We start from the raw sequence: 20,337 nt of genomic DNA, 5'->3' as shown, positions 1-20,337 counted from the left end.
AGCGGGTTGAACATGCGGCTCAAAAAGGTGAAGCGCCCAATCAGGAAACCCGCCGGAATGCCGACGATGGCCGCCAGGCCAAAGCCCAGCGCCACGCGCTTGAGCGAAGACAGCACGTTCCAGCCCACGCCCTGGTCATTCGGCCCCTTGCTGTAAAACGGGTCGCTGAAAATCTGCACCGCCTGCACAAAGGTGTCTTTGGGCGAGGGAATGCTGGCGCCCGTGCCCAGCGACACCATTTCCCAGACCAGCACCAGCAGGCCCAGGCCCAGCAGCGGTGGCAGCACGCCCAGCCAGAGCCACGAGGCATCACGCGGTGGTCTGGCGGCCGGTGCGGTGGCTGCTTTGGAGGCTTTTGGGGCTGTGGCCCTGGTGTAATGCGGGCTGGCAGCTATCGAATTAGTAGCACTGCGCGCTGTTGGCGTTGGCTCTGGCGCCGGCGCGTCCAGCGGGGAGTGAAATACGGCACTGACCATGGCGTGACCTCTTTAAGTCGTTGAATGGAGGGAGTCGATGAAACTTCAGGCGTGAACCTTGAATCCGTCGGCGTATTTTTTGGGGTCTTTGCCGTCCCAGACCACGCCGTCAAGCATCTTGCTGCTGCGCATCACGTCTTTGGGTACGCTGACCTTGGCAGCGGTGGCCGCCTGCTTGTAGATATCGATCTGGTTGATCTGCCTGGCCACGGCCAGGTAGTCGGGGTGCTCTTTCATCAGGCCCCAGCGCTTGTGCTGGGTCAAAAACCACATGCCGTCGGACAGGTAGGGGAAGTTCACCGCGCCGTCGTTGAAAAACTTCATGTAGTTGGGGTCGTCCCAGGTCTTGCCCATGCCGTTCTGGTAGCGGCCAAGAATGCGCTGGTTGATCGCGTCCACGCTGGTGTTGACATAGCTTTTGTCGGCAATGGTTTCGGCCATCTTGTTTTTGTTGGCCAGGCTGGCATCGATCCATTTGCCCGCCTCGATGATGGCGGCAGTGACGGCGCGCGCCGTGTTGGGGTATTTTTTGACGAACTCGCCCGTGGTGCCCAGTACCTTTTCGGGGTGGTCGCGCCAGATGTCCTGGGTGGTGGCCGCGGTCACGCCAATGCCGTCGATGATGGCGCGGTGGTTCCAGGGCTCGCCGACGCAGTAGCCGTCCATATTGCCCACGCGCATGTTGGCCACCATTTGCGGTGGCGGCACGGTAATCACCTTGGCGTCGCTCATCGGGTTGATGCCGTTGGCCGCCATCCAGTAATACAGCCACATGGCGTGGGTGCCGGTGGGGAAGGTCTGGGCAAAAGTGTATTCGCGTTTGTCGCTTGCCATCAGTTTGGCCAGCCCCGCGCCGTCGACCGCGCCCTTGTCGGCCAGTTTCTTGGACAGCGTGATCGCCTGGCCGTTGTTGTTGAGGTTCATCAGCACCGCCATGTCCTTCTTGGGGCCGGCGGTGCCCATGTGCACGCCATAAATCAGGCCGTACAGCACATGGGCAAAGTCGAGTTCGCCATTGACCAGCTTGTCGCGCACGCCGGCCCAGCTGGCCTCCTTGCTGGGGATGATCTTGACGCCGTATTTCTGGTCGATGCCCAGCACCGAGGCCATTACCACCGACGCGCAGTCGGTCAGCGGAATGAAGCCAATCTTGACTTCCTTTTTCTCGGGGGCGTCGGAGCCCTGGGCATAGACAGCGGCGCGCAGCGCGGGGTTGATGCCGACGGCACCGACGGCGGCGGCCTGCAGCACGGTGCGGCGGGTCAGCGAGGATTTCAGCAGTTCGGTCATGTCCAGCTTCTCCAGAAAATAAAAAATCGAAAACAAAAAAGGCGCTCGACCCGTGCAGCCACCGGTGAGGGTGAGTGCAGGGTGCGAACGCCTTTGTTCTTGGGGGCAGAACCTGCTTCGCCGTTGAAGCTGTCTGCCGCAGGTCAACATTGACCCGTGCTTCAGTTAACGCAAAAGCTGTGCCAGTAATGCAATGGCGGGCCCTGGTTTATGGTTTTTCCAATAAAAAATGCCGCTAGCCCATGTGTAACGTGCGTAAGCAGCTATTATTTTGATAGCATTTCACCGCTCTGGCAGACCGGCATCTGCCGTTGCCCGCGGCTGCACTGTAGTTGTGCACTGCACCAATTCGGGTGCAACGGGCCTAACCGAGCAGGTCGGCCACGTCCAGCATGCGCTGGGCCACTTCACCGAGGCGCAAACCCTTGTCCATGGCGGCCTTGCGCAGCTTTTCGTAGGCGGCCTGCTCGCTCAGGCCCTGGCGCTGCATCAGCAGGCCTTTGGCGCGGTCTATGATTTTTCGCTCCTGCAACTCGGTCCGGGCATGGGCCAGCGCTTGCCGCAGGCCCTGCTCGTGCTCAAAGCGCGCCATCGCCACATCCAGGATAGGGCGGATGCGGTCGGGCGACAGGCCGGCCACGATATAGGCCGACACGCCCGCCGCCACCGCGTCCTTGACGTGGCTGGTGTCGTTGTCATTGGTAAACAGCACAATCGGGCGCCGCGCGTCGCGGGTCGCCATCACCACATGCTCCAGCGAGTCCCGCGCCTCGCTTTCGGCGTCGACAATGATCATGTCGGGCTGCAACTGGGCCAGCCGCTCCTGCAAAAAGGTGTCGGCCGGCAGCACGGCCACCAGGTTGTAGCCGTTTTCGAGCAGGCCAATGCGCAACTGGCGCGAGCGCTCGGCCAACGCACGGGCGTGGGCGTTGGCTTCGACCGATTCGACCAGGTCCGGTGCAATCACGACCAGGCGCAGGGACTGTGAGGGGGTCATGACCACGGTTACGCAAGTTTTGAGCCAGTAGTTCGAGGGCTACACTTCCAGCATGCTTGTACTGGGATTTGAATCGAGTTGTGACGAAACCGGTGTGGCGCTGGTCGATGCGTCGGGCGAGGGTGTGCCGCGGCTTCTGGCACATGCCCTGTTCAGCCAGATCGACATGCACCAGGCCTTTGGCGGCGTGGTGCCCGAGCTGGCCAGCCGCGACCACATCCGGCGTGTTCTGCCGCTGACGCAGGAAGTGATGAAGGAAGCCCGGCGCACCCTGGCTCAGGTCGATGTGGTGGCCTACACGCGCGGGCCGGGACTGGCTGGCGCGCTGCTGGTGGGCGCCGGGGTGGCCTGCGCCATGGCGGCGGCGCTGGGCAAGCCGGTGATGGGCGTGCACCACCTCGAGGGGCATTTGCTGTCGCCTTTTTTAAGCGCCGACCCGCCCGAGTTTCCGTTCGTGGCGCTGCTGGTGTCGGGCGGGCACACCCAGCTGATGCGGGTGGACCGCGTCGGCAGTTACGAGTTGCTGGGGGAAACCATTGACGATGCGGCGGGTGAGGCCTTTGACAAGTCGGCCAAGCTGATGGGCCTGCCTTATCCGGGCGGGCCGCATCTGGCCACACTGGCGCAGCAGGGCGATGGCGCGGCCTTCAAGCTGCCCCGGCCCCTGCTGCACAGCGGCAACCTGGATTTTTCATTTGCCGGTCTGAAAACGGCGGTGCTGACGCAGGCCAAAAAGCTGGGGCCTGAGCTCGAAATCCGCAAGGCCGATCTGGCGGCCTCGACCCAGGCGGCGATCGTCGAGGTGCTGGTCAAAAAATCGATGAGTGCCATGGCGCAGACCGGGCTCAAGCGCCTGGTGGTGGCCGGCGGCGTGGGTGCCAACGCCTTGCTGCGCAGCCAGCTCAATGCGGTGTGCCGGCAGCGCGGCATCCGGGTGCATTACCCCGAACTGCATTTATGCACCGACAACGGCGCCATGATTGCGCTGGCGGCCGGCATGCGGCTGCAAGCGGGTCTGGAAACCCTGCAGCGCGGCTACACCTTTGACGTGAAGCCGCGCTGGAGTCTGGCGGAATTGCGGCCCGAGCCGGCCTGAACCTGCCGGGCAGCGTTTCTGATTATTGAATAGCCAACTGAACCACTTTGCTGACGGGTAAGGCCTTGGCCAGGGTGACGGTCAGCACGCCGTTTTCCAGTTTCGCGCTGCTGGCGGCGGCGTCGATCTCTTGCGGCAACTCATAGGCCGCCTTGTACTGGCGCGCGGCCTCGGCCTTGCTGTCGATGCGGACCACGCTGCCTTCAATGCCGATGTTGAGGTCTTGCCGGGCCAGGCCGGGCAGGTCCAGGCTGAAGGTCCAGGCCTTGTCGTCCTGCGTCAGCCGGACATCGGGTTTTGCGCTGTTGACCAGGGCTTCATTGACGAAGCGCTCGAAACTGCGGTCAAAAGAGCGCAAAGCGGGGGAAGCTGCGCGATGACGAACCACGGGGGTGAAAAACATGGGGAACTCCTTGTCAGTTAAAGCGGGACAATTGACCGGATTTGTTCCAGCCCGTCCCGTACACTTCGCGGCGCTCAACCGTGATTGCCGCATGCAACCCACATCGGTCTGGCCAAGGTCTTTTTCAAGGAAACCAAGCAATGTATATTTTTAACCCGCCCCTCTTGAAACGCGCTGGAGCGGCCTTAGCGCTGGCGCTCTCGCTGGGCGGTCCGGCCACCGTGCTGGCCCAGCCTACCGTGCCGGCGCCGGCATCTGCCGCCGCGTTGCCGCCGGTGCGGGTCGCCCTGATTGAAAGCCTGTCCGGCGCGTTTGCCAACACCGGCGAAGCCGTGTTTCGCAACCTGGTGTGGGCCACCGAGCGCGTCAACGCGCGCGGCGGCATCAAGCTGCCCGGCGGCAACCGCAACCTGGTGATTGAGCGCTACGACAACAAGGGCCAGAGTGAGGAAGCGCTGGCCGCGCTGCGCTCGGCGATTGACGACGGCGTGACCGTGATTGCCCAGGGCAATTCATCGGCCATTGCGGCGGTGCTGATCGATGCCATCAACAAGCACAATGAGCGCGAGCCGGGCAAGCGGGTGATCTTCCTCAACTACTCGGCGGTCGATCCGATTCTGACCAACGAGAAATGCAGCTTCTGGCATTTCCGCTTTGACGCCCATGCCGACATGCGCATGGCCGGCCTGATGGACGTGCTGAAGGACGACAAGGCGCTGAAAAGCGTCTACCTGATCGGCCAGGACTACAGCTTTGGCCAGGCGGTGCTGCGCGAGGCGCGCAAGCAGATCGCGGTGCAGCGCCCCGACGTGCAGATCGTGGGTGATGAGTTGCATGCGCTGGGCCGCGTCAAGGACTTCATTCCGTATGCCGTCAAGATCAAGGCCAGCGGCGCGCAGGCCGTGCTGACGGGCAACTGGGGCAATGACCTGACGCTGCTGATCAAGGCCGCCAAGGAAGTCGGTTACGACGGCAAGTTCTATACTTTTTACGGCAACGCGCTGGGCGTGCCGGCGGCGCTGGGCGATGCCGGCGTGGGCAAGGTGATTGCGGTGGCGGACTGGTTCCCGAATGCCGCCGGCGCGCCGTCCGAGGCCTTTTACCAGTCCTTCCGCCAGCGTTTTCCCAAGCCGCAGGACGACTATGTGCACATGCGCATGCAGCTGATGATCGAAGCCCTGGCGCAAAGCATCGAAAAGGCCGGCGCTATCGATTCAGGAGCGGTTGCCGCCCAGCTGGAGCGGGCTACGGTCAATTTTTCAGGTCACCAGGGCGCCATGCGCGCGGCCGACCACCAGTTTCAGCAGCCGCTGCTGGTGGCGATGATGGGCAAGCAGGGCGCGCCCGGTGTGAAGTTTGACGTCGAAGGCTCGGGCTACGGCTTTCGCGTCATCAAGACCATTGCGCCGCAGCGCGCCGAGCGGCCGCACAGCTGCAAGATGGTGCGGCCCTGAACCCCGGCAGCAAGCTCATTGATTGAAGCGAAGACGAACATGCGGCAAGCCGTTTTAAACCTTGAAGAGTCCATGATCCGCCAGGTGGCCAATGCGGGCATGGGCCGCGGCGACGTGCTCAAGTTCTGGTTCGGCGAGAGCGACGAGGTCACGCCGCTGGTGATCCGTGACGCCGCGGCGGCTTCGCTCGGGCAGGGCGAAACCTTTTACAGCCACAACCTGGGCCTGCCCGAGTTGCGCGACGCCATCGCCGCTTATTCGACAGCGCTGCGCTGCGCGGGGGCGGCGCCGATTGACGCCGGGCGCATTGCCGTCACCTCGGGCGGCGTCAATGCGCTGATGCTGGCGGTGCAGGCGCTGGTGGATGCGGGCGACGAGGTGGTGGCCGTCACGCCGGTCTGGCCCAACCTGACGGCGCAGCCCGTCATCATGGGCGCCACGGTGAAATGCGTGAGCCTGAAACCCGTGGCCGGGCAGTGGCAGCTCGATTTGCCCGAGTTGCTGGCCGCCATCACGCCCAAAACCCGGCTGCTGATCGTCAACGCGCCCAACAACCCGACCGGCTGGACCCTGGCCCGCGGCGAGCAGGAGGCGATATTGGCGCATTGCCGTCAAACCGGCACCTGGATTCTGGCCGACGAGGTGTATGAGCGGCTTTATTTTGAACCGACGTCGCATGGCGCTGCGCCCAGCTTTCTGGATATTGCGTTGCCTGAAGACCGTCTGGTCGTTGTAAACAGCTTTTCCAAGAGCTTTCTGATGACCGGCTGGCGCCTGGGCTGGCTGGTGATGCCGCCCGCCATGACACTGCACATGGGCAAGCTGCTCGAGTTCAACACCTCCTGCGCGCCGGTGTTTGTGCAGCGCGCCGGGCTGGTGGCGATTGAGCATGCCGCAGACATCACGCCGCGCGTGGTGAACCAGCTGAAAACCTGCCGCGATACGCTGGTGCCATTGTTGCAAGCCGTGCCTGGCGTGCAGCTGACGTCTCCCAAGGGCGGCATGTATGCCTTTTTCCGGCTGGAAGACCAGACGCGGTTTGGCGATTCGCTGGCCACGGCCAAGCGCCTGGTGGTGGAGGCCGGGCTGGGGCTGGCACCGGGCAACGCTTTCATGGTCAATCCGGGGCCAGCGGCTCAGGGCTGGCTGCGCTGGTGCATGGCCAGCCAGGATCTGGCCAGGCTGGGGCAGGGCGTGCAGCGACTTGAACGCTGGCTTGGGCTATAATCCGAGGCTCTGCGCAGTGCAATGGACCCACAGTCCGGCCTGCCAGAACACGACGAAGGCGGCCAACTCCCACGGTGGGAACGCTGCATCGCTCGCAAGTGCACCTGGTGCAAAGGAAGAAACATGATTGCAAAATCCATCAAGGCCGAAATCGTTCAGGCCAACCAGCGCGCTGCCAACGACACCGGCAGCCCCGAAGTGCAGGTCGGCCTGCTGACCGGCCGCATCAATGAACTGATGCCCCATTTCAAAACCCATGCCAAGGATCACCACGGTCGCCGTGGCCTGCTGCGCATGGTAAGCCGCCGCCGCAAGCTGCTGGACTACCTGAAGTCCAGGGACGCAGCCCGTTATGTTGCCCTGATTGCCAAGCTTGGCCTGCGCAAGTAATCGGTAAAACCAATATGAAGCGCCTGAGTTAGTTCACTAGCTCAGGCGCTTTTTACTTCGGAGCAAGGCGAAACGAGCACGCGCTGTGTCATTCCACAAGAAAAGTCCTGGCATTGCAGGCATTTTGTGGAATGGCATCGTGTTTCGCCAGCCGCCGCTCCGGGCCTCCTGCACTGCCTCAAGTGCCTGTCATTAGCGGAGAAAAGAACATGAGCATTTTCAATAAAGTCAGCAAATCCTTCCAGTGGGGCCAGCACAAGGTCACCATGGAAACCGGCGAAATCGCGCGTCAGGCCGGCGGTGCCGTACTGCTGGACATGGACGGCACCGTGGTGCTGGCCACCGTGGTTGCCAAAACCGATGCCAAGCCCGGCCAGGACTTCTTTCCGCTGACCGTTGACTACCTCGAAAAAACCTATGCCGCCGGCCGCATTCCCGGCAGCTTTTTCAAGCGCGAAGGCCGCCCCAGCGAATTCGAGACCCTGACCTCGCGCCTGATCGACCGCCCGATTCGCCCGCTGTTTCCCGAAGGCTTCTTCAATGAAGTGCAGGTCGTCATTCATGTGGTGTCGCTGAACCCTGAAGTCGAAGGCGACATTCCCGCGCTGATCGCATCGAGCGCCGCGCTGGCCATTTCGGGCATTCCGTTCAACGGCCCGATTGGCGCCGCCCGCGTCGCCTACATCGACGGCCAGTACGTGCTGAACCCCGGCAAGACCCAGCTCAAGGATTCCAGCATGGATCTGGTCGTCGCCGGCACCGAAGCCGCCGTGCTGATGGTCGAGTCCGAAGCCAAGCAACTGTCCGAAGAAATCATGCTCGGCGCCATCGTGTTTGGCCATGAGCAGGGCAACATCGCCATCAACGCAATTCACGAACTGGTTCGTGACGCTGGCAAGCCGGTCTGGGACTGGCGTGCGCCGGCCAAGGACGAAGTGCTGATCGCCAAGGTCGGTGCGCTGGCCCAGGAGAAGCTGGCTGCCGCCTACCAGATTCGCAACAAGCAGGCCCGCACCCACGCCACGCGTGAAGTGACCACCTGGACCAAAATGGGCCTGAAGGCCGAGGGTGTCGAATTCGACAGCGTGGCGGTGGATGGCATGTTGTTCGACATTGAAGCCAAAATCGTGCGCAGCCAGATCCTGGCCGGCGACCCGCGTATTGACGGCCGCGACACCCGCACCGTGCGCCCGATTGAGATCCGCAACAGCGTGCTGCCGCGCACCCACGGCTCGGCCCTGTTCACGCGTGGTGAAACCCAGGCGCTGGTCGTGACCACGCTGGGCACCGAGCGCGATGCGCAGCGCATCGACGCGCTGTCGGGCGACTATGAAGACCGCTTCATGCTGCACTACAACATGCCTCCGTTCGCCACCGGCGAAACCGGCCGCGTCGGATCGCCAAAGCGCCGCGAAATCGGCCACGGCCGCCTCGCCAAGCGCGCGCTGATTGCCGTGCTGCCGACCAAGGAAGAGTTTCCGTACACCATGCGCGTGGTCAGCGAGATCACCGAGTCCAACGGCTCCTCGTCGATGGCTTCGGTCTGCGGCGGCTGCCTGTCGCTGATGGACGCTGGCGTGCCGATGAAAGCGCACGTGGCCGGTATCGCCATGGGCCTGATCAAGGATGACAACCGCTTTGCCGTGCTGACCGACATCCTGGGTGACGAGGATCATCTGGGCGACATGGACTTCAAGGTCGCCGGTACCACCTTCGGCATCACCGCGCTGCAGATGGACATCAAGATCCAGGGCATCACCAAGGAGATCATGCAGGTCGCACTGGCCCAGGCCAAGGAAGCCCGCATGCACATTCTGGGCAAGATGCAGGAAGCCATGGGCGAGGCCAAGGCCGAAGTCTCCGACTTCGCCCCGCGCCTGTATGTGATGAAGATCAACCCCGAGAAGATCCGTGACGTGATCGGCAAGGGCGGCGCCGTCATCCGCGCGCTGACCGAAGAAACCGGCACGCAGATCAACATCGAGGAAGATGGCACCATCACCATCGCGTCGAACGACAGTGCCAAGGCTGACGAAGCCAAGCGCCGCATCGCCGAGATCACCGCCGAGGTCGAAATCGGCAAGGTTTATGAAGGCGCGATCACCAAGATTCTGGACTTTGGCGCGCTGGTCAACCTGCTGCCCGGCAAAGACGGCCTGCTGCACATCAGCCAGATCGCGCACGAGCGTGTCGAGCGCGTCACCGACTACCTGAGCGAAGGCCAGATCGTCAAGGTCAAGGTTCTGGAAACCGACGAAAAAGGCCGCGTCAAGCTGTCGATGAAAGCGCTACTCGACCGTCCTGCGCAATATCAGGATTGATTCTCATCTGCTATTGATTTTGTAGCTGCCAGCGTCCATTGAATAAGGGCTGGCGGCACAAATTAATCGGGGAAACCTCATGAAAGCCGTTGAAATCACCTCCTATGGCGCGCCTGACGTGCTGCGCTTGGGTGCGCGCGCCGAACCGGTGGCGGCGGCGGGCGAGTTGCTGATTCGCGTGCGCGCCAGCGGTGTGAACCGGCCTGACGTGCTGCAGCGCACCGGCAACTACCCGGTGCCGCCGGGTGCATCCGATATTCCGGGACTCGAAGTGGCTGGCGAGATTGTCTCTGGCGATGCCGGGGCGATGGCGGCGGCCGGTTTCAGGGTGGGCGACCGCGTCTGCGCGCTGGTGGCGGGCGGTGGCTATGCCGAACTGTGCGTCGCGCCGGTCGGGCAATGCCTGCCGGTGCCTGCCGGCCTGACGGATATTGAGGCAGCCTCGCTGCCCGAGACCTTCTTCACGGTCTGGAGCAATGTATTTGAGCGCGCGCGGCTGCAAAAGGGCGAGACCCTGTTGATCCAGGGCGGCTCCAGCGGCATCGGCGTGACGGCGATCCAGATGGCCAAGGCGCTGGGCGCCACGGTGCTGGTCACCGCTGGCAGCGACGACAAATGCGCGGCCTGTGTGGCGCTGGGCGCCGACCATGCGATCAATTACCGCGCCACTGACTTCGCAGAAGAGGTCAAAAGGCTGACCAGCGGCCAAGGCGTCAACGTCATTCTCGACATGGTGGCCGGCAGCTACGTGGTGCGCGAGGTCGAATGCCTGGCCGAGGATGGCCGCATGGTCATCATCGCGGTGCAGGGCGGCATCAAGGCCGAGTTCAATGCCGGCCTGGTGTTGCGCAAGCGCCTGACGATTACCGGCTCCACACTGCGTCCCCGCTCGCTTGACTTCAAAGCCGCGATTGCCCAGGCACTGAAGGAAAGAATCTGGCCGCTGCTGGCCAGCGGCGCCATCAAGCCAGTGATTCACAGTACCTTTGCGGCCGCGGATGCAGCGAAGGCGCACACGCTGATGGAGTCCAACCAGCATGTTGGAAAAATCGTTTTAACCTGGTAAGCGTTCCCTTTATGAAAAAGCTGATTGCGGGAAACTGGAAGATGAATGGCAGCCTGGCTGCCAACGAAGCCTTGCTGGCGGCGCTCGCGCAGGGCCTGGCGGTCAAGCCGGCCTGTGAGGTGGCGGTCTGCGTGCCGGCGCCTTATCTGGCGCAGCTTCAGACGCTGAAATCCAGCCTGCCTGGGCTGTCGGCCATCGACGTGGGGGCGCAGGATGTGTCGGCGCAGGCCGCGGGCGCGTACACCGGAGAGGTCTCTGCGGCGATGCTGAAAGAGCTCGGCTGCCGCTACGCGATCGTCGGCCATTCCGAGCGCCGTCAATACCACGGCGAAACCGATGCACTGGTGGCCGACAAAGCCCGGGCGGCGCTGGCCGCGGGCATCACGCCTATCGTCTGCGTCGGCGAAACGCTGGTCGAGCGCGAAGCCGGTCACACCGAAGAAGTGGTCAAGCGCCAGCTGGCCGCGGTGATTCACACCAACGGCCACTGCATCAGCGAGATCGTGGTCGCTTACGAGCCGGTCTGGGCCATTGGCACCGGCAAAACCGCGTCGCCCGATGAGGCGCAGGCGGTGCATGCGGTGCTGCGGGCGCAGCTCAAGGCCGCGACCGACCAGTCTGCGCGAGTGAAGATTCTGTACGGCGGCAGCATGAATGCGGCCAACGCGGCAACGCTGCTGGCGCAGCCCGATATTGACGGGGGCCTGATTGGCGGCGCCTCGCTCAAAGCCCCGGATTTTTTGACAATTATTGCTGCAGCCCACGTATAACGGGCGCAGACCGCTATTAAATTAGGAGTAGATATGAACGTTGTTTTGACTGTTGTCCTTGCTGTGCAGATGCTGTCGGCGCTGGCCATGATTGGCCTGATCCTGGTCCAGCACGGCAAGGGTGCCGACATGGGCGCTGCATTTGGCAGCGGTGGTTCGGGCAGCCTGTTTGGCGCCAGCGGCAGCGCCAACTTCCTGTCGCGCAGCACGGGCGTGCTGGCCGCCCTGTTCTTTGCCTCGACCCTGTTGCTGGCCTATTTTGGCAACGCGCAGCCGCGCAGCGCCGGCTCCAGCGTGCTGGAAGGCGCCGCCGTCACAGCGCCCGCACCGGCGCCGGCTGCGTCCGGGGCGGCACAGATTCCTGGCACCACGGCACCTGCATCGGCCGGTACGGCAGTGCCTGTGCCACCTGCGCCCGCCGCCTCCGGCGCCGCGCAGATCCCGACGAAATAAGCTGATTTAGGTGTCGCGCCCAGCCGGGAGCGATGCATTTTCAGGGTAAACTCTAAGACTGTCTGGAAAGCCTAAAACCGCAAGGTTTCCTCATGCCATCCAGGCAGCTAAATACCGCGGACGTGGTGAAATTGGTAGACACGCTATCTTGAGGGGGTAGTGCCGAAAGGTGTGCGAGTTCGAGTCTCGCCGTCCGCACCAGATAAAGCATCGGCAGCAACGCTCCGGCGATGCGGCCGACAACAACGGCAAACTGGTACGAGCCGCGCAAGCGGTTTCCAGGAGTTGAATCCACGATGAACCTCGATCAATACCTTCCCGTACTTCTGTTTATTCTGGTCGGTGTGGGTGTCGGCGTCGTGCCCCAGGTGCTGGGTCGTCTGCTGGGTCCGGTGCGCCCCGACAGTGAAAAAAATTCTCCCTACGAATGCGGCTTCGAGGCGTTTGAAGACGCCCGCATGAAGTTTGATGTGCGCTACTACCTGGTGGCGATTCTCTTCATTCTTTTTGACCTTGAGATTGCGTTTCTTTTTCCGTGGGCGGTCGCGCTCAAGGACATCGGCGCGGTGGGTTTCTGGTCGGTCATGGTTTTCCTCGGCATTCTGGTTGTGGGCTTTGTCTACGAGTGGAAAAAGGGTGCGCTGGACTGGGAATAGGACAATCCTCGCCGGATTCTCTGCTGAAAAGTTTGCCAAAAAGGTTCGGGTATGTCACTTGAAGGTGTTTTCAACGAAGGCTTCATGACCACGAGTTACGACTCGGTGGTCAACTGGGCCAAGACCGGCTCGCTTTGGCCCATGACTTTTGGTCTGGCCTGCTGCGCGGTTGAAATGATGCATGCCGGTGCCGCGCGTTACGACATTGACCGCTTTGGCATGCTGTTTCGGCCCAGCCCGCGCCAGTCCGACCTGATGATCGTGGCCGGAACGCTGTGCAACAAGATGGGGCCGGCGCTGCGCAAGGTCTATGACCAGATGTCGGAGCCGCGCTGGGTGCTGTCCATGGGCTCCTGCGCCAACGGTGGCGGCTATTACCACTACAGCTACTCGGTGGTTCGCGGTTGCGACCGCATCGTGCCGGTCGATGTCTATGTGCCGGGCTGCCCGCCCACGGCCGAGGCGCTGCTCTACGGCATCATCCAGCTGCAGCAAAAAATCCGCCGCACCAACACGATTGCGAGGGCCTGATGCCGTCCTCTGCTTCTTCTCCTGCGTCCGCGCAGCAGCTCGGCGAGACCCTGGCCGCCGTGCTGGGCGACAAGGCCAAAGACATCCGGATTGCTCTGGGCGAGGTCACGCTCAGCGTGGCGGCGGCCGATTATCTGGCGGTGGCAAACCTGTTGCGTGATGCGCCGGGCTGCCAGTTCGAGCAGCTGATTGACTTGTGCGGCGTCGATTATTCGGAGTACAAGGACGGCCGGCACGACGGCCTGCGCTACTGCGTGGTGTCGCACCTGCTGTCGGTCAGCCTGAACCAGCGGGTGCGGCTCAAGGTGTTTTGCCCTGATGATGATTTTCCGGTCATTGACTCGGTCAATGGCATCTGGAACTCGGTCAACTGGTTTGAGCGTGAGGCGTTCGATCTGTTTGGCATCGTTTTTGAAGGCCACAACGACCTGCGCCGTATCCTGACCGACTATGGCTTTATCGGCCATCCGTTCCGCAAGGATTTCCCGACCAGCGGCCATGTCGAAATGCGCTACGACGCCGAACAAAAGCGCGTGATCTATCAGCCAGTCACCATTGAGCCCCGCGAGATCACCCCGCGCGTGATCCGTGAAGACAATTACGGTGGGGTTCAATGAGCCCCCACGCGCGCCACTTCGTGTACTTCGCTGCCCCCCTAGGCGGCGTTGCCTTGCTTGGGGCGGCCCGGCGCGGCGGCATCAGCACTGTAAAAATCTGGTAGACCATGGCTGAAATCAAAAACTACACGCTCAATTTTGGACCGCAGCATCCTGCGGCGCACGGTGTTTTGCGCCTGGTGCTCGAACTTGATGGCGAGGTCATCCAGCGCGCCGACCCGCACATCGGCCTCTTGCACCGCGCCACCGAAAAACTGGCCGAAAGCAAGACTTACATCCAGTCGCTGCCCTACATGGACCGCCTTGACTATGTGTCGATGATGTCCAACGAGCAGGCCTACTGCCTGGCGATTGAAAAACTGCTGGGCGTGGATGTGCCCGAGCGCGCCCAGTACATCCGGGTGATGTTTGCCGAGATCACGCGTTTGCTCAACCACCTGCTGTGGCTGGGTGCACATGGCTTTGACTGCGGCGCGATGAATATCCTGATTTACTGCTTCCGTGAACGCGAGGCACTGTTTGACATGTACGAGGCCGTGTCGGGCGCGCGCATGCATGCGGCTTACTTCCGTCCGGGCGGCGTCTACCGTGACCTGCCCGACGCCATGCCGCAGTACCGGGTCAGCAAGATCAAGAACGCCAAGGCGATTGACGCGCTGAACGAAAACCGCCAGGGCTCGCTGCTCGATTTCATCGATGACTATGTCGCCCGCTTTCCCGGCCTGGTGGACGAATATGAAACGCTGCTGACCGACAACCGCATCTGGAAGCAGCGTACCGTGGGGGTTGGCGTGGTGTCGCCAGAGCGCGCACTCAACCTGGGCTTTACCGGCCCCATGCTGCGCGGCTCCGGCTTTGCCTGGGACTTGCGCAAGCAGCAGCCATACGACGTCTATGACCGCATGGACTTTGACATTCCGGTGGGCAAGACCGGTGACTGCTATGACCGCTACCTGGTGCGCGTTGAAGAAATGCGCCAGTCCAACCGCATCATCAAGCAGTGTGTCGACTGGCTGCGCGTCAACCCCGGCCCGGTGATCACCAGCAACCACAAGGTGGCCGCGCCCGACCGCGAATCCATGAAGTCCAACATGGAAGAGCTGATTCACCACTTCAAGCTGTTCACCGAAGGTTTCCATGTGCCCGAAGGCGAGGCCTATGCGGCGGTCGAGCATCCCAAGGGCGAGTTTGGCATCTATATCGTCAGCGATGGCGCCAACAAGCCCTATCGCCTGAAGATTCGCCCGCCGGGTTTTCCGCACCTGGCGGCCATGGACGAAATGTCGCGCGGCCACATGATTGCCGATGCAGTCGCCGTGATCGGCACCATGGACATCGTGTTCGGTGAAATCGACCGCTGAAAACCGAAAACCTACTCAAGATCTGCTCATGATTCCTGAACCATCCCAAGCGCACACGCCGGCGTTGTCGGCGCAGGCCCTCAGCCGTTTCGAGCGTGAAGTTGCCAAGTACCCTGCGGACCAGAAGCAGTCGGCCGTCATGGCCTGCCTGACGATTGTTCAGGAAGAACTCGGCTTTGTCAGCGCACAGAGCGAAAAGCTGGTGGCCGACTACCTGGGCATGGCGCCGATTGCGGTGCATGAAGTCACCACCTTCTACAACATGTACAACCAGCGTCCGGTGGGAAGGTACAAGCTCAACGTCTGCACCAATTTGCCGTGCCAGCTGCGCGACGGCGCCAAGGCGCTTCAGCACCTGGAGCACAAGCTGGGCATTGCCATGGGCCAGACCACGGCTGACGGCCTGTTCACGCTGCAGCAATCCGAATGCCTGGGTGCCTGCGCCGATTCGCCGGTGATGCTGGTCAACGACCTCACCATGTGCAGCTTCATGAGCAATGAAAAACTGGACCAGCTCATCAATGGTCTCCAATCCGCCGAGGCGAAGTAAATCATGACGCTCGCAAGCAACCCTCCCAATGCCGCGGCGCAGAGCGTGCTGTCGCAGTTTGCCGCCACGGGTGTGCAAACCTGTTTTCATGGCCGGCACATCCATCCGCAAATTCTGGCGGACCTGGACGGCAGCAACTGGCGCCTGAAGGACTACGAGGCGCGCGGCGGCTACCAGGCCTTGCGCAAGATTCTCGGCCTGGACGGCGCCGCGCCGACCGGCGATGCGCAAGTCGCGGGCATGACGCCCGACCAGGTGATTGCCGAGGTCAAGGCCAGCAGCCTGCGCGGCCGCGGCGGGGCGGGCTTTCCGACCGGGCTCAAGTGGAGTTTCATGCCGCGCCAGTTTCCGGGCCAGAAGTACCTGGTCTGCAATTCCGACGAAGGCGAGCCGGGCACCTGCAAAGACCGCGACATCATGCAGTTCAACCCGCACAGCGTGATCGAAGGCATGGCGATTGCCGCCTATGCGATGGGCATCAGCGTCGGCTACAACTACATTCACGGCGAGATTTTTGCTACCTACCAGCGCTTTGAAGAGGCACTGGAAGAGGCGCGCGCGGCGGGCCTGCTGGGCAGCAACATTCTGGGCAGCAACTTCAGTTTCCAACTCCATGCCTCGCATGGTTTTGGCGCCTACATCTGTGGCGAGGAAACCGCCTTGCTCGAGTCGCTCGAAGGCAAAAAAGGCCAGCCGCGTTTCAAGCCGCCGTTTCCGGCCAGTTTTGGCCTGTATGGCAAGCCCACCACCATCAACAACACCGAGACCTTTGCCGCGGTGCCGTGGATTATCCGCAACGGCGGCCAGGCCTACCTTGAATGCGGCAAGCCCAACAATGGCGGCACCAAGATTTACTCGGTGTCGGGTGATGTTGAACTGCCCGGCAACTACGAAGTGCCCATGGGCACATCTTTCGCCAAGTTACTGGAACTGGCGGGCGGCGTGAAAAATGCCAAAGAGGGCCGAACCCTCAAGGCCGTGATTCCCGGTGGTTCTTCGTCGCCGGTGCTGCCCGCGTCCCTCATGATGGAATGCACCATGGACTACGACTCGATTGCCAAGGCGGGTTCCATGCTGGGCTCGGGTGCGGTCATCGTCATGGATGACAGCCGCTGCATGGTCGAGTCACTCAAGCGCCTTTCCTACTTCTACATGCACGAGTCCTGCGGCCAGTGCACCCCTTGCCGCGAAGGCACGGGCTGGCTCTGGCGTGTGGTGGACCGCATCCATCGCGGGCAGGGCCGGCCCAGTGACATGGACCTGCTCAATTCGGTGGCCGACAACATCCAGGGCCGCACCATCTGCGCGCTCGGCGATGCCGCCGCGATGCCGGTGCGCGCCATGATCAAGCATTTCCGTCATGAGTTTGAAGCCATGATGCCTCGGAAGACCCCTCAGGCCCCCGTAGCACCGGCCGCCGCCGCTGTGCAGGCCTGATCGCGCAAAGAAAAGAACTATGGTTGAAATCCAACTCGACGGTCAAAAGGTGGAGGTGCTCGAAGGCAGCACGGTCATGCATGCGGCCGAAAAAGCCGGCACCTATATTCCGCATTTTTGCTATCACAAGAAGCTCAGCATTGCCGCCAACTGCCGCATGTGCCTGGTTGATATTGAAAAAGCGCCCAAGCCCATGCCCGCCTGCGCCACGCCGGTGACGCAGGGCATGATCGTGCACACCAAAAATGACAAAGCCATCAAGGCCCAGAAGGGCGTGATGGAGTTTTTGCTGATCAATCACCCGCTCGATTGCCCCATCTGCGACCAGGGCGGCGAGTGCCAGTTGCAGGATTTGGCGGTGGGCTATGGCGCCGGCGAGTCACGCTATGAAGAAGAAAAACGCGTGGTTTTCCACAAGGACGTCGGTCCGCTGATCTCGATGGAAGAGATGAGCCGCTGCATTCACTGCACCCGCTGCGTACGCTTTGGCCAGGAAGTGGCTGGCGTGATGGAGCTTGGCATGTCGCACCGCGGCGAGCACGCCGAAATTGAAACCTTTGTCGGCATGTCGGTGGACTCCGAGCTGTCCGGCAACATGATTGACATCTGCCCGGTTGGCGCCTTGACCAGCAAGCCTTTCCGCTACAGCGCCCGCACCTGGGAGCTGTCGCGCCGTAAATCGGTCAGCCCGCATGACTCGACCGGTGCCAACCTGATTGTCCAGGTCAAGAACAACCGGGTCATGCGCGTGGTGCCGCTCGAGAATGAAGACGTCAATGAATGCTGGATTGCCGACCGCGACCGCTTTTCGTATGAAGCCCTGAACTGCGACGAGCGCCTGCTGAGCCCCATGCTCAAGCAGGGCGGCGAATGGAAGACGGTCGACTGGCAGACCGCGCTCGAATACGTGGCCAACGGCCTGAAGCAGGTCAAGGCCGACCACGGCGCCGCCAGCATTGGCACTCTGGCTAGCCCGCACAGCACCCTCGAAGAGTTGCACCTGGCCGCAGCGCTGATGCGCGGGCTGGGCAGCGACAACATTGACTACCGTCTGCGCCATGCAGAGTTTGCGCCGGCCGGTTTGGTTCGCTGGCTCGGCACTTCCATTGCGTCGCTGTCCCAGTTGCAGCGCGTGCTGGTGGTGGGCTCCAATCTGCGCAAGGACCATCCGTTGTTTGCGCAACGTATTCGGCAGTCTGTCCGCAAGGGCTGTGCGCTGAGTGCTATTAATTCAGTAGCAGAGCTGGCCTCCGCCGAGGCCTGGGCCATGCCGGTGGCCAATGCATTGCTGTCGGGCCCCGACGCCTGGGCGCAGTCGCTGGCCGACGTGGCTGCGGCGATTGCCGCCGAAAAGGGCGTTGCGGCGCCCGCTGCCGGTCAGGCCAGCGATGCGGCCAAGGCCATCGCAAAATCCCTGCTCGGCGGCGAACGCAAGGCCGTGCTGCTGGGCAACGCCGCGGCGCACCATGCCAATGCGGCCAGTCTGCTGGCACTGGCCAACTGGATCGGCGCACAAACCGGCGCGGCGGTGGGCTACCTCACCGAAGCGGCCAACACCGTTGGCGCACAACTGGTGGGCGCCATGCCAAGCGGCGCCGGCTTGAACGCCGGTCAGATGCTGGATGGCCAGCTGAAGGCTGTGCTGTTGCTCAACAACGAACCTGAATTCGATTCGGCCGCTGGTGCCAGGGCCAGGGCTACTCTCAATGCTGCCCAGATGGTCGTCACGCTCAGTCCTTTCAAGGCCAACATGAGCTTTAGCGATGTGCTGCTGCCGATCGCTCCGTTTACCGAAACGCCGGGCACCTTCGTCAATGCGGAAGGCCGGGTGCAGAGCTTTCATGCCGTTGTGAAACCCCTGGGTGATACACGCCCGGCCTGGAAGGTGCTGCGTGTGCTGGCCAATCTGCTCGGTTTGCCCGGGTTTGACTTTGAGTCCTCGCAGGATGTGCTCAAGCAGATTCCCGGCGCTGAGGGCGCGCAACTGCCGGCCAGCAGGCTCGGCAATGCAAGCGATGCCGCTGTCACGCTGACCAAGGCTGCCAGTGCGACGCCCGCTGTCGCCCGTATTTACCAGCTTGACGGCCTCGTCAGGCGCGCTACCTCGCTGCAGTTGACCGCCGATGCGCGGCAAGCCGTAGCGCTCGAAGCCAAGGCTGAGGGAGTGGCCGCATGATTGATGCCATCTACGGATTTGGCCAGGGTTTGATGGGTGGCATCTGGCCAGCCACGGTGTGGCCGGTATTGTGGGCGCTCATCAAGATTGTCTGTGTGTTGCTCCCGCTCATGGGTTGCGTGGCCTACCTGACGCTCTGGGAGCGCAAGGCGATTGGTTTTACCCAGATTCGCCTGGGTCCCAACCGTGTCGGACCGTTTGGTCTGCTGCAGCCAATTGCCGACGCACTCAAGCTGCTGACCAAGGAGATCATCATCCCGACGGCCGCCAGCAAGGGTTTGTTTGTGCTGGGCCCGATCATGACCATCATGCCGGCACTGGCTGCCTGGGCGGTCATTCCTTTCGGTCCCGATGTGGCGCTGGCCAACATCAATGCCGGCCTGCTGTTTTTGATGGCCATCACCTCCATGGAAGTCTATGGCGTGATCATTGCGGGTTGGGCGTCGAACTCCAAATATGCTTTCTTGGGTGCCATGCGGGCATCGGCGCAGATGGTGAGCTACGAAATCGCCATGGGCTTTTGCCTGGTGGTGGTGCTGATGGTGTCGGGCAGCCTGAACATGACCGACATCGTCATGAGCCAGGGCAGGGGCATGGCGGCCAGCAACGGATTGACCTTCCTGTCATGGAACTGGCTGCCCCTGCTGCCGATTTTTGTGGTGTATTTCATCTCCGGCCTGGCTGAAACCAACCGCCACCCGTTTGACGTGGTGGAGGGCGAATCCGAGATCGTGGCCGGTCACATGGTCGAGTATTCCGGCATGGCGTTTGCCATGTTCTTCCTGGCCGAATACGCCAACATGTGGCTGGTCGCCATCCTGGCCGTGCTGCTGTTCCTGGGCGGCTGGCTGCCACCGGTGGAATTTTTAAGCTTCATTCCGGGCTGGATCTGGCTCGGTCTCAAGACCTTCGTCGTCGTGACCATGTTTTTGTGGGTGCGCGCCACCTTCCCGCGTTTCCGTTATGACCAGATCATGCGGCTCGGCTGGAAGATCTTCATCCCCGTGACCCTGGTCTGGCTGGTGGTCGTCGGGGCCTGGATGCAGACCCCTTACAACATCTGGAA

The 20,337-nt window shown here is 62.2% G+C and carries 19 protein-coding genes, 1 tRNA gene and 1 pseudogene; 17 read left to right on the top strand and 4 right to left on the bottom strand.

What is annotated here, in order from left to right; genetic code table 11:
- The 3 genes and pseudogenes from RMO23_RS18815 to RMO23_RS18805 form a co-directional block, all read right to left on the bottom strand.
- Window positions 1–476: pseudogene (locus tag RMO23_RS18815) on the bottom strand (nitrate ABC transporter, permease protein); the annotation flags it as partial.
- A 45-nt stretch (window positions 477–521) separates the two neighbouring features.
- Complete coding sequence (locus RMO23_RS18810) at window positions 522–1,766, bottom strand: CmpA/NrtA family ABC transporter substrate-binding protein (protein ID WP_309684501.1); 1,245 nt, start codon at window positions 1,764–1,766, stop codon at window positions 522–524.
- 364 nt (window positions 1,767–2,130) lie between these two features.
- Window positions 2,131–2,763: an ANTAR domain-containing protein gene (locus tag RMO23_RS18805; protein WP_309684498.1), complete on the bottom strand. Its 633-nt coding sequence runs from the start codon at window positions 2,761–2,763 to the stop codon at window positions 2,131–2,133.
- 52 nt (window positions 2,764–2,815) lie between these two features.
- Between RMO23_RS18805 and tsaD the strand changes: the two genes are divergently transcribed.
- A complete protein-coding gene (gene tsaD, locus RMO23_RS18800; protein ID WP_309684496.1) occupies window positions 2,816–3,859 on the top strand; it encodes a tRNA (adenosine(37)-N6)-threonylcarbamoyltransferase complex transferase subunit TsaD in 1,044 nt (347 codons plus the stop codon).
- A gap of 22 nt (window positions 3,860–3,881) precedes the next feature.
- On the opposite strand, the gene RMO23_RS18795 is transcribed toward tsaD, so the two are convergent.
- Window positions 3,882–4,262, bottom strand: coding sequence for an Hsp20/alpha crystallin family protein (locus RMO23_RS18795; RefSeq protein WP_309684495.1), 381 nt, complete (start codon window positions 4,260–4,262; stop codon window positions 3,882–3,884).
- A gap of 140 nt (window positions 4,263–4,402) precedes the next feature.
- Here RMO23_RS18795 and RMO23_RS18790 point away from each other — a divergent pair, with 140 nt between their 5' ends.
- From RMO23_RS18790 to nuoH, 16 genes are all read left to right on the top strand, one after another.
- On the top strand, window positions 4,403–5,716 hold the full coding sequence (locus RMO23_RS18790) for a branched-chain amino acid ABC transporter substrate-binding protein (protein ID WP_405041637.1): 1,314 nt from the start codon (window positions 4,403–4,405) through the stop codon (window positions 5,714–5,716).
- Between the two features lie 21 nt (window positions 5,717–5,737).
- The gene (locus RMO23_RS18785) at window positions 5,738–6,943 is read left to right on the top strand and encodes a pyridoxal phosphate-dependent aminotransferase (protein ID WP_309684506.1); all 1,206 of its coding nucleotides are present in this window, start codon (window positions 5,738–5,740) and stop codon (window positions 6,941–6,943) included.
- 123 nt (window positions 6,944–7,066) lie between these two features.
- Window positions 7,067–7,333 (top strand): 30S ribosomal protein S15, encoded by a 267-nt coding sequence (gene rpsO, locus RMO23_RS18780; RefSeq protein WP_309684494.1) that lies wholly within the window; start codon window positions 7,067–7,069, stop codon window positions 7,331–7,333.
- A 209-nt stretch (window positions 7,334–7,542) separates the two neighbouring features.
- Window positions 7,543–9,654 (top strand): polyribonucleotide nucleotidyltransferase, encoded by a 2,112-nt coding sequence (gene pnp / locus RMO23_RS18775; protein ID WP_309684491.1) that lies wholly within the window; start codon window positions 7,543–7,545, stop codon window positions 9,652–9,654.
- Between the two features lie 79 nt (window positions 9,655–9,733).
- A complete protein-coding gene (locus RMO23_RS18770; protein WP_309684490.1) occupies window positions 9,734–10,720 on the top strand; it encodes an NAD(P)H-quinone oxidoreductase in 987 nt (328 codons plus the stop codon).
- Window positions 10,721–10,731: 11 nt separating this feature from the next.
- The gene (gene tpiA / locus RMO23_RS18765; protein ID WP_309684487.1) at window positions 10,732–11,490 is read left to right on the top strand and encodes a triose-phosphate isomerase; all 759 of its coding nucleotides are present in this window, start codon (window positions 10,732–10,734) and stop codon (window positions 11,488–11,490) included.
- Between the two features lie 33 nt (window positions 11,491–11,523).
- Entirely contained in the window at window positions 11,524–11,943 is a 420-nt protein-coding gene (gene secG, locus RMO23_RS18760) for a preprotein translocase subunit SecG (RefSeq protein ID WP_309684482.1), read from the top strand.
- Window positions 11,944–12,059: 116 nt separating this feature from the next.
- Window positions 12,060–12,144, top strand: a tRNA-Leu gene (locus RMO23_RS18755).
- A gap of 95 nt (window positions 12,145–12,239) precedes the next feature.
- Window positions 12,240–12,599 carry an NADH-quinone oxidoreductase subunit A gene (locus RMO23_RS18750; protein WP_309684481.1) on the top strand — a complete coding sequence of 120 codons (360 nt, stop codon included), beginning with the start codon at window positions 12,240–12,242 and terminating at the stop codon, window positions 12,597–12,599.
- 51 nt (window positions 12,600–12,650) lie between these two features.
- The gene (locus RMO23_RS18745) at window positions 12,651–13,130 is read left to right on the top strand and encodes an NADH-quinone oxidoreductase subunit B family protein (RefSeq protein WP_096665943.1); all 480 of its coding nucleotides are present in this window, start codon (window positions 12,651–12,653) and stop codon (window positions 13,128–13,130) included.
- Complete coding sequence (locus RMO23_RS18740) at window positions 13,130–13,747, top strand: NADH-quinone oxidoreductase subunit C (RefSeq protein ID WP_309684470.1); 618 nt, start codon at window positions 13,130–13,132, stop codon at window positions 13,745–13,747. The genes RMO23_RS18745 and RMO23_RS18740 overlap by 1 nt, the downstream gene beginning before the upstream one ends.
- 107 nt (window positions 13,748–13,854) lie before the next feature.
- On the top strand, window positions 13,855–15,108 hold the full coding sequence (locus RMO23_RS18735) for an NADH-quinone oxidoreductase subunit D (protein ID WP_309684467.1): 1,254 nt from the start codon (window positions 13,855–13,857) through the stop codon (window positions 15,106–15,108).
- Window positions 15,109–15,136: 28 nt separating this feature from the next.
- Window positions 15,137–15,658: an NADH-quinone oxidoreductase subunit NuoE gene (gene nuoE, locus RMO23_RS18730; RefSeq protein WP_309684465.1), complete on the top strand. Its 522-nt coding sequence runs from the start codon at window positions 15,137–15,139 to the stop codon at window positions 15,656–15,658.
- Window positions 15,659–15,661: 3 nt separating this feature from the next.
- Window positions 15,662–17,095, top strand: coding sequence for an NADH-quinone oxidoreductase subunit NuoF (nuoF, locus tag RMO23_RS18725; RefSeq protein ID WP_309684462.1), 1,434 nt, complete (start codon window positions 15,662–15,664; stop codon window positions 17,093–17,095).
- A gap of 19 nt (window positions 17,096–17,114) precedes the next feature.
- Entirely contained in the window at window positions 17,115–19,271 is a 2,157-nt protein-coding gene (nuoG, locus tag RMO23_RS18720; protein WP_309684460.1) for an NADH-quinone oxidoreductase subunit NuoG, read from the top strand.
- Window positions 19,268–20,337: NADH-quinone oxidoreductase subunit NuoH (gene nuoH, locus RMO23_RS18715; RefSeq protein WP_309684458.1), on the top strand; the 1,070-nt coding region annotated here is incomplete at its 3' end. The genes nuoG and nuoH, both read left to right, overlap by 4 nt.

This window comes from Polaromonas sp., from assembly GCF_031411155.1.
GTDB lineage: Bacteria > Pseudomonadota > Gammaproteobacteria > Burkholderiales > Burkholderiaceae_C > Polaromonas.
This window is presented reverse-complemented; position numbering and strand designations above follow the sequence as displayed.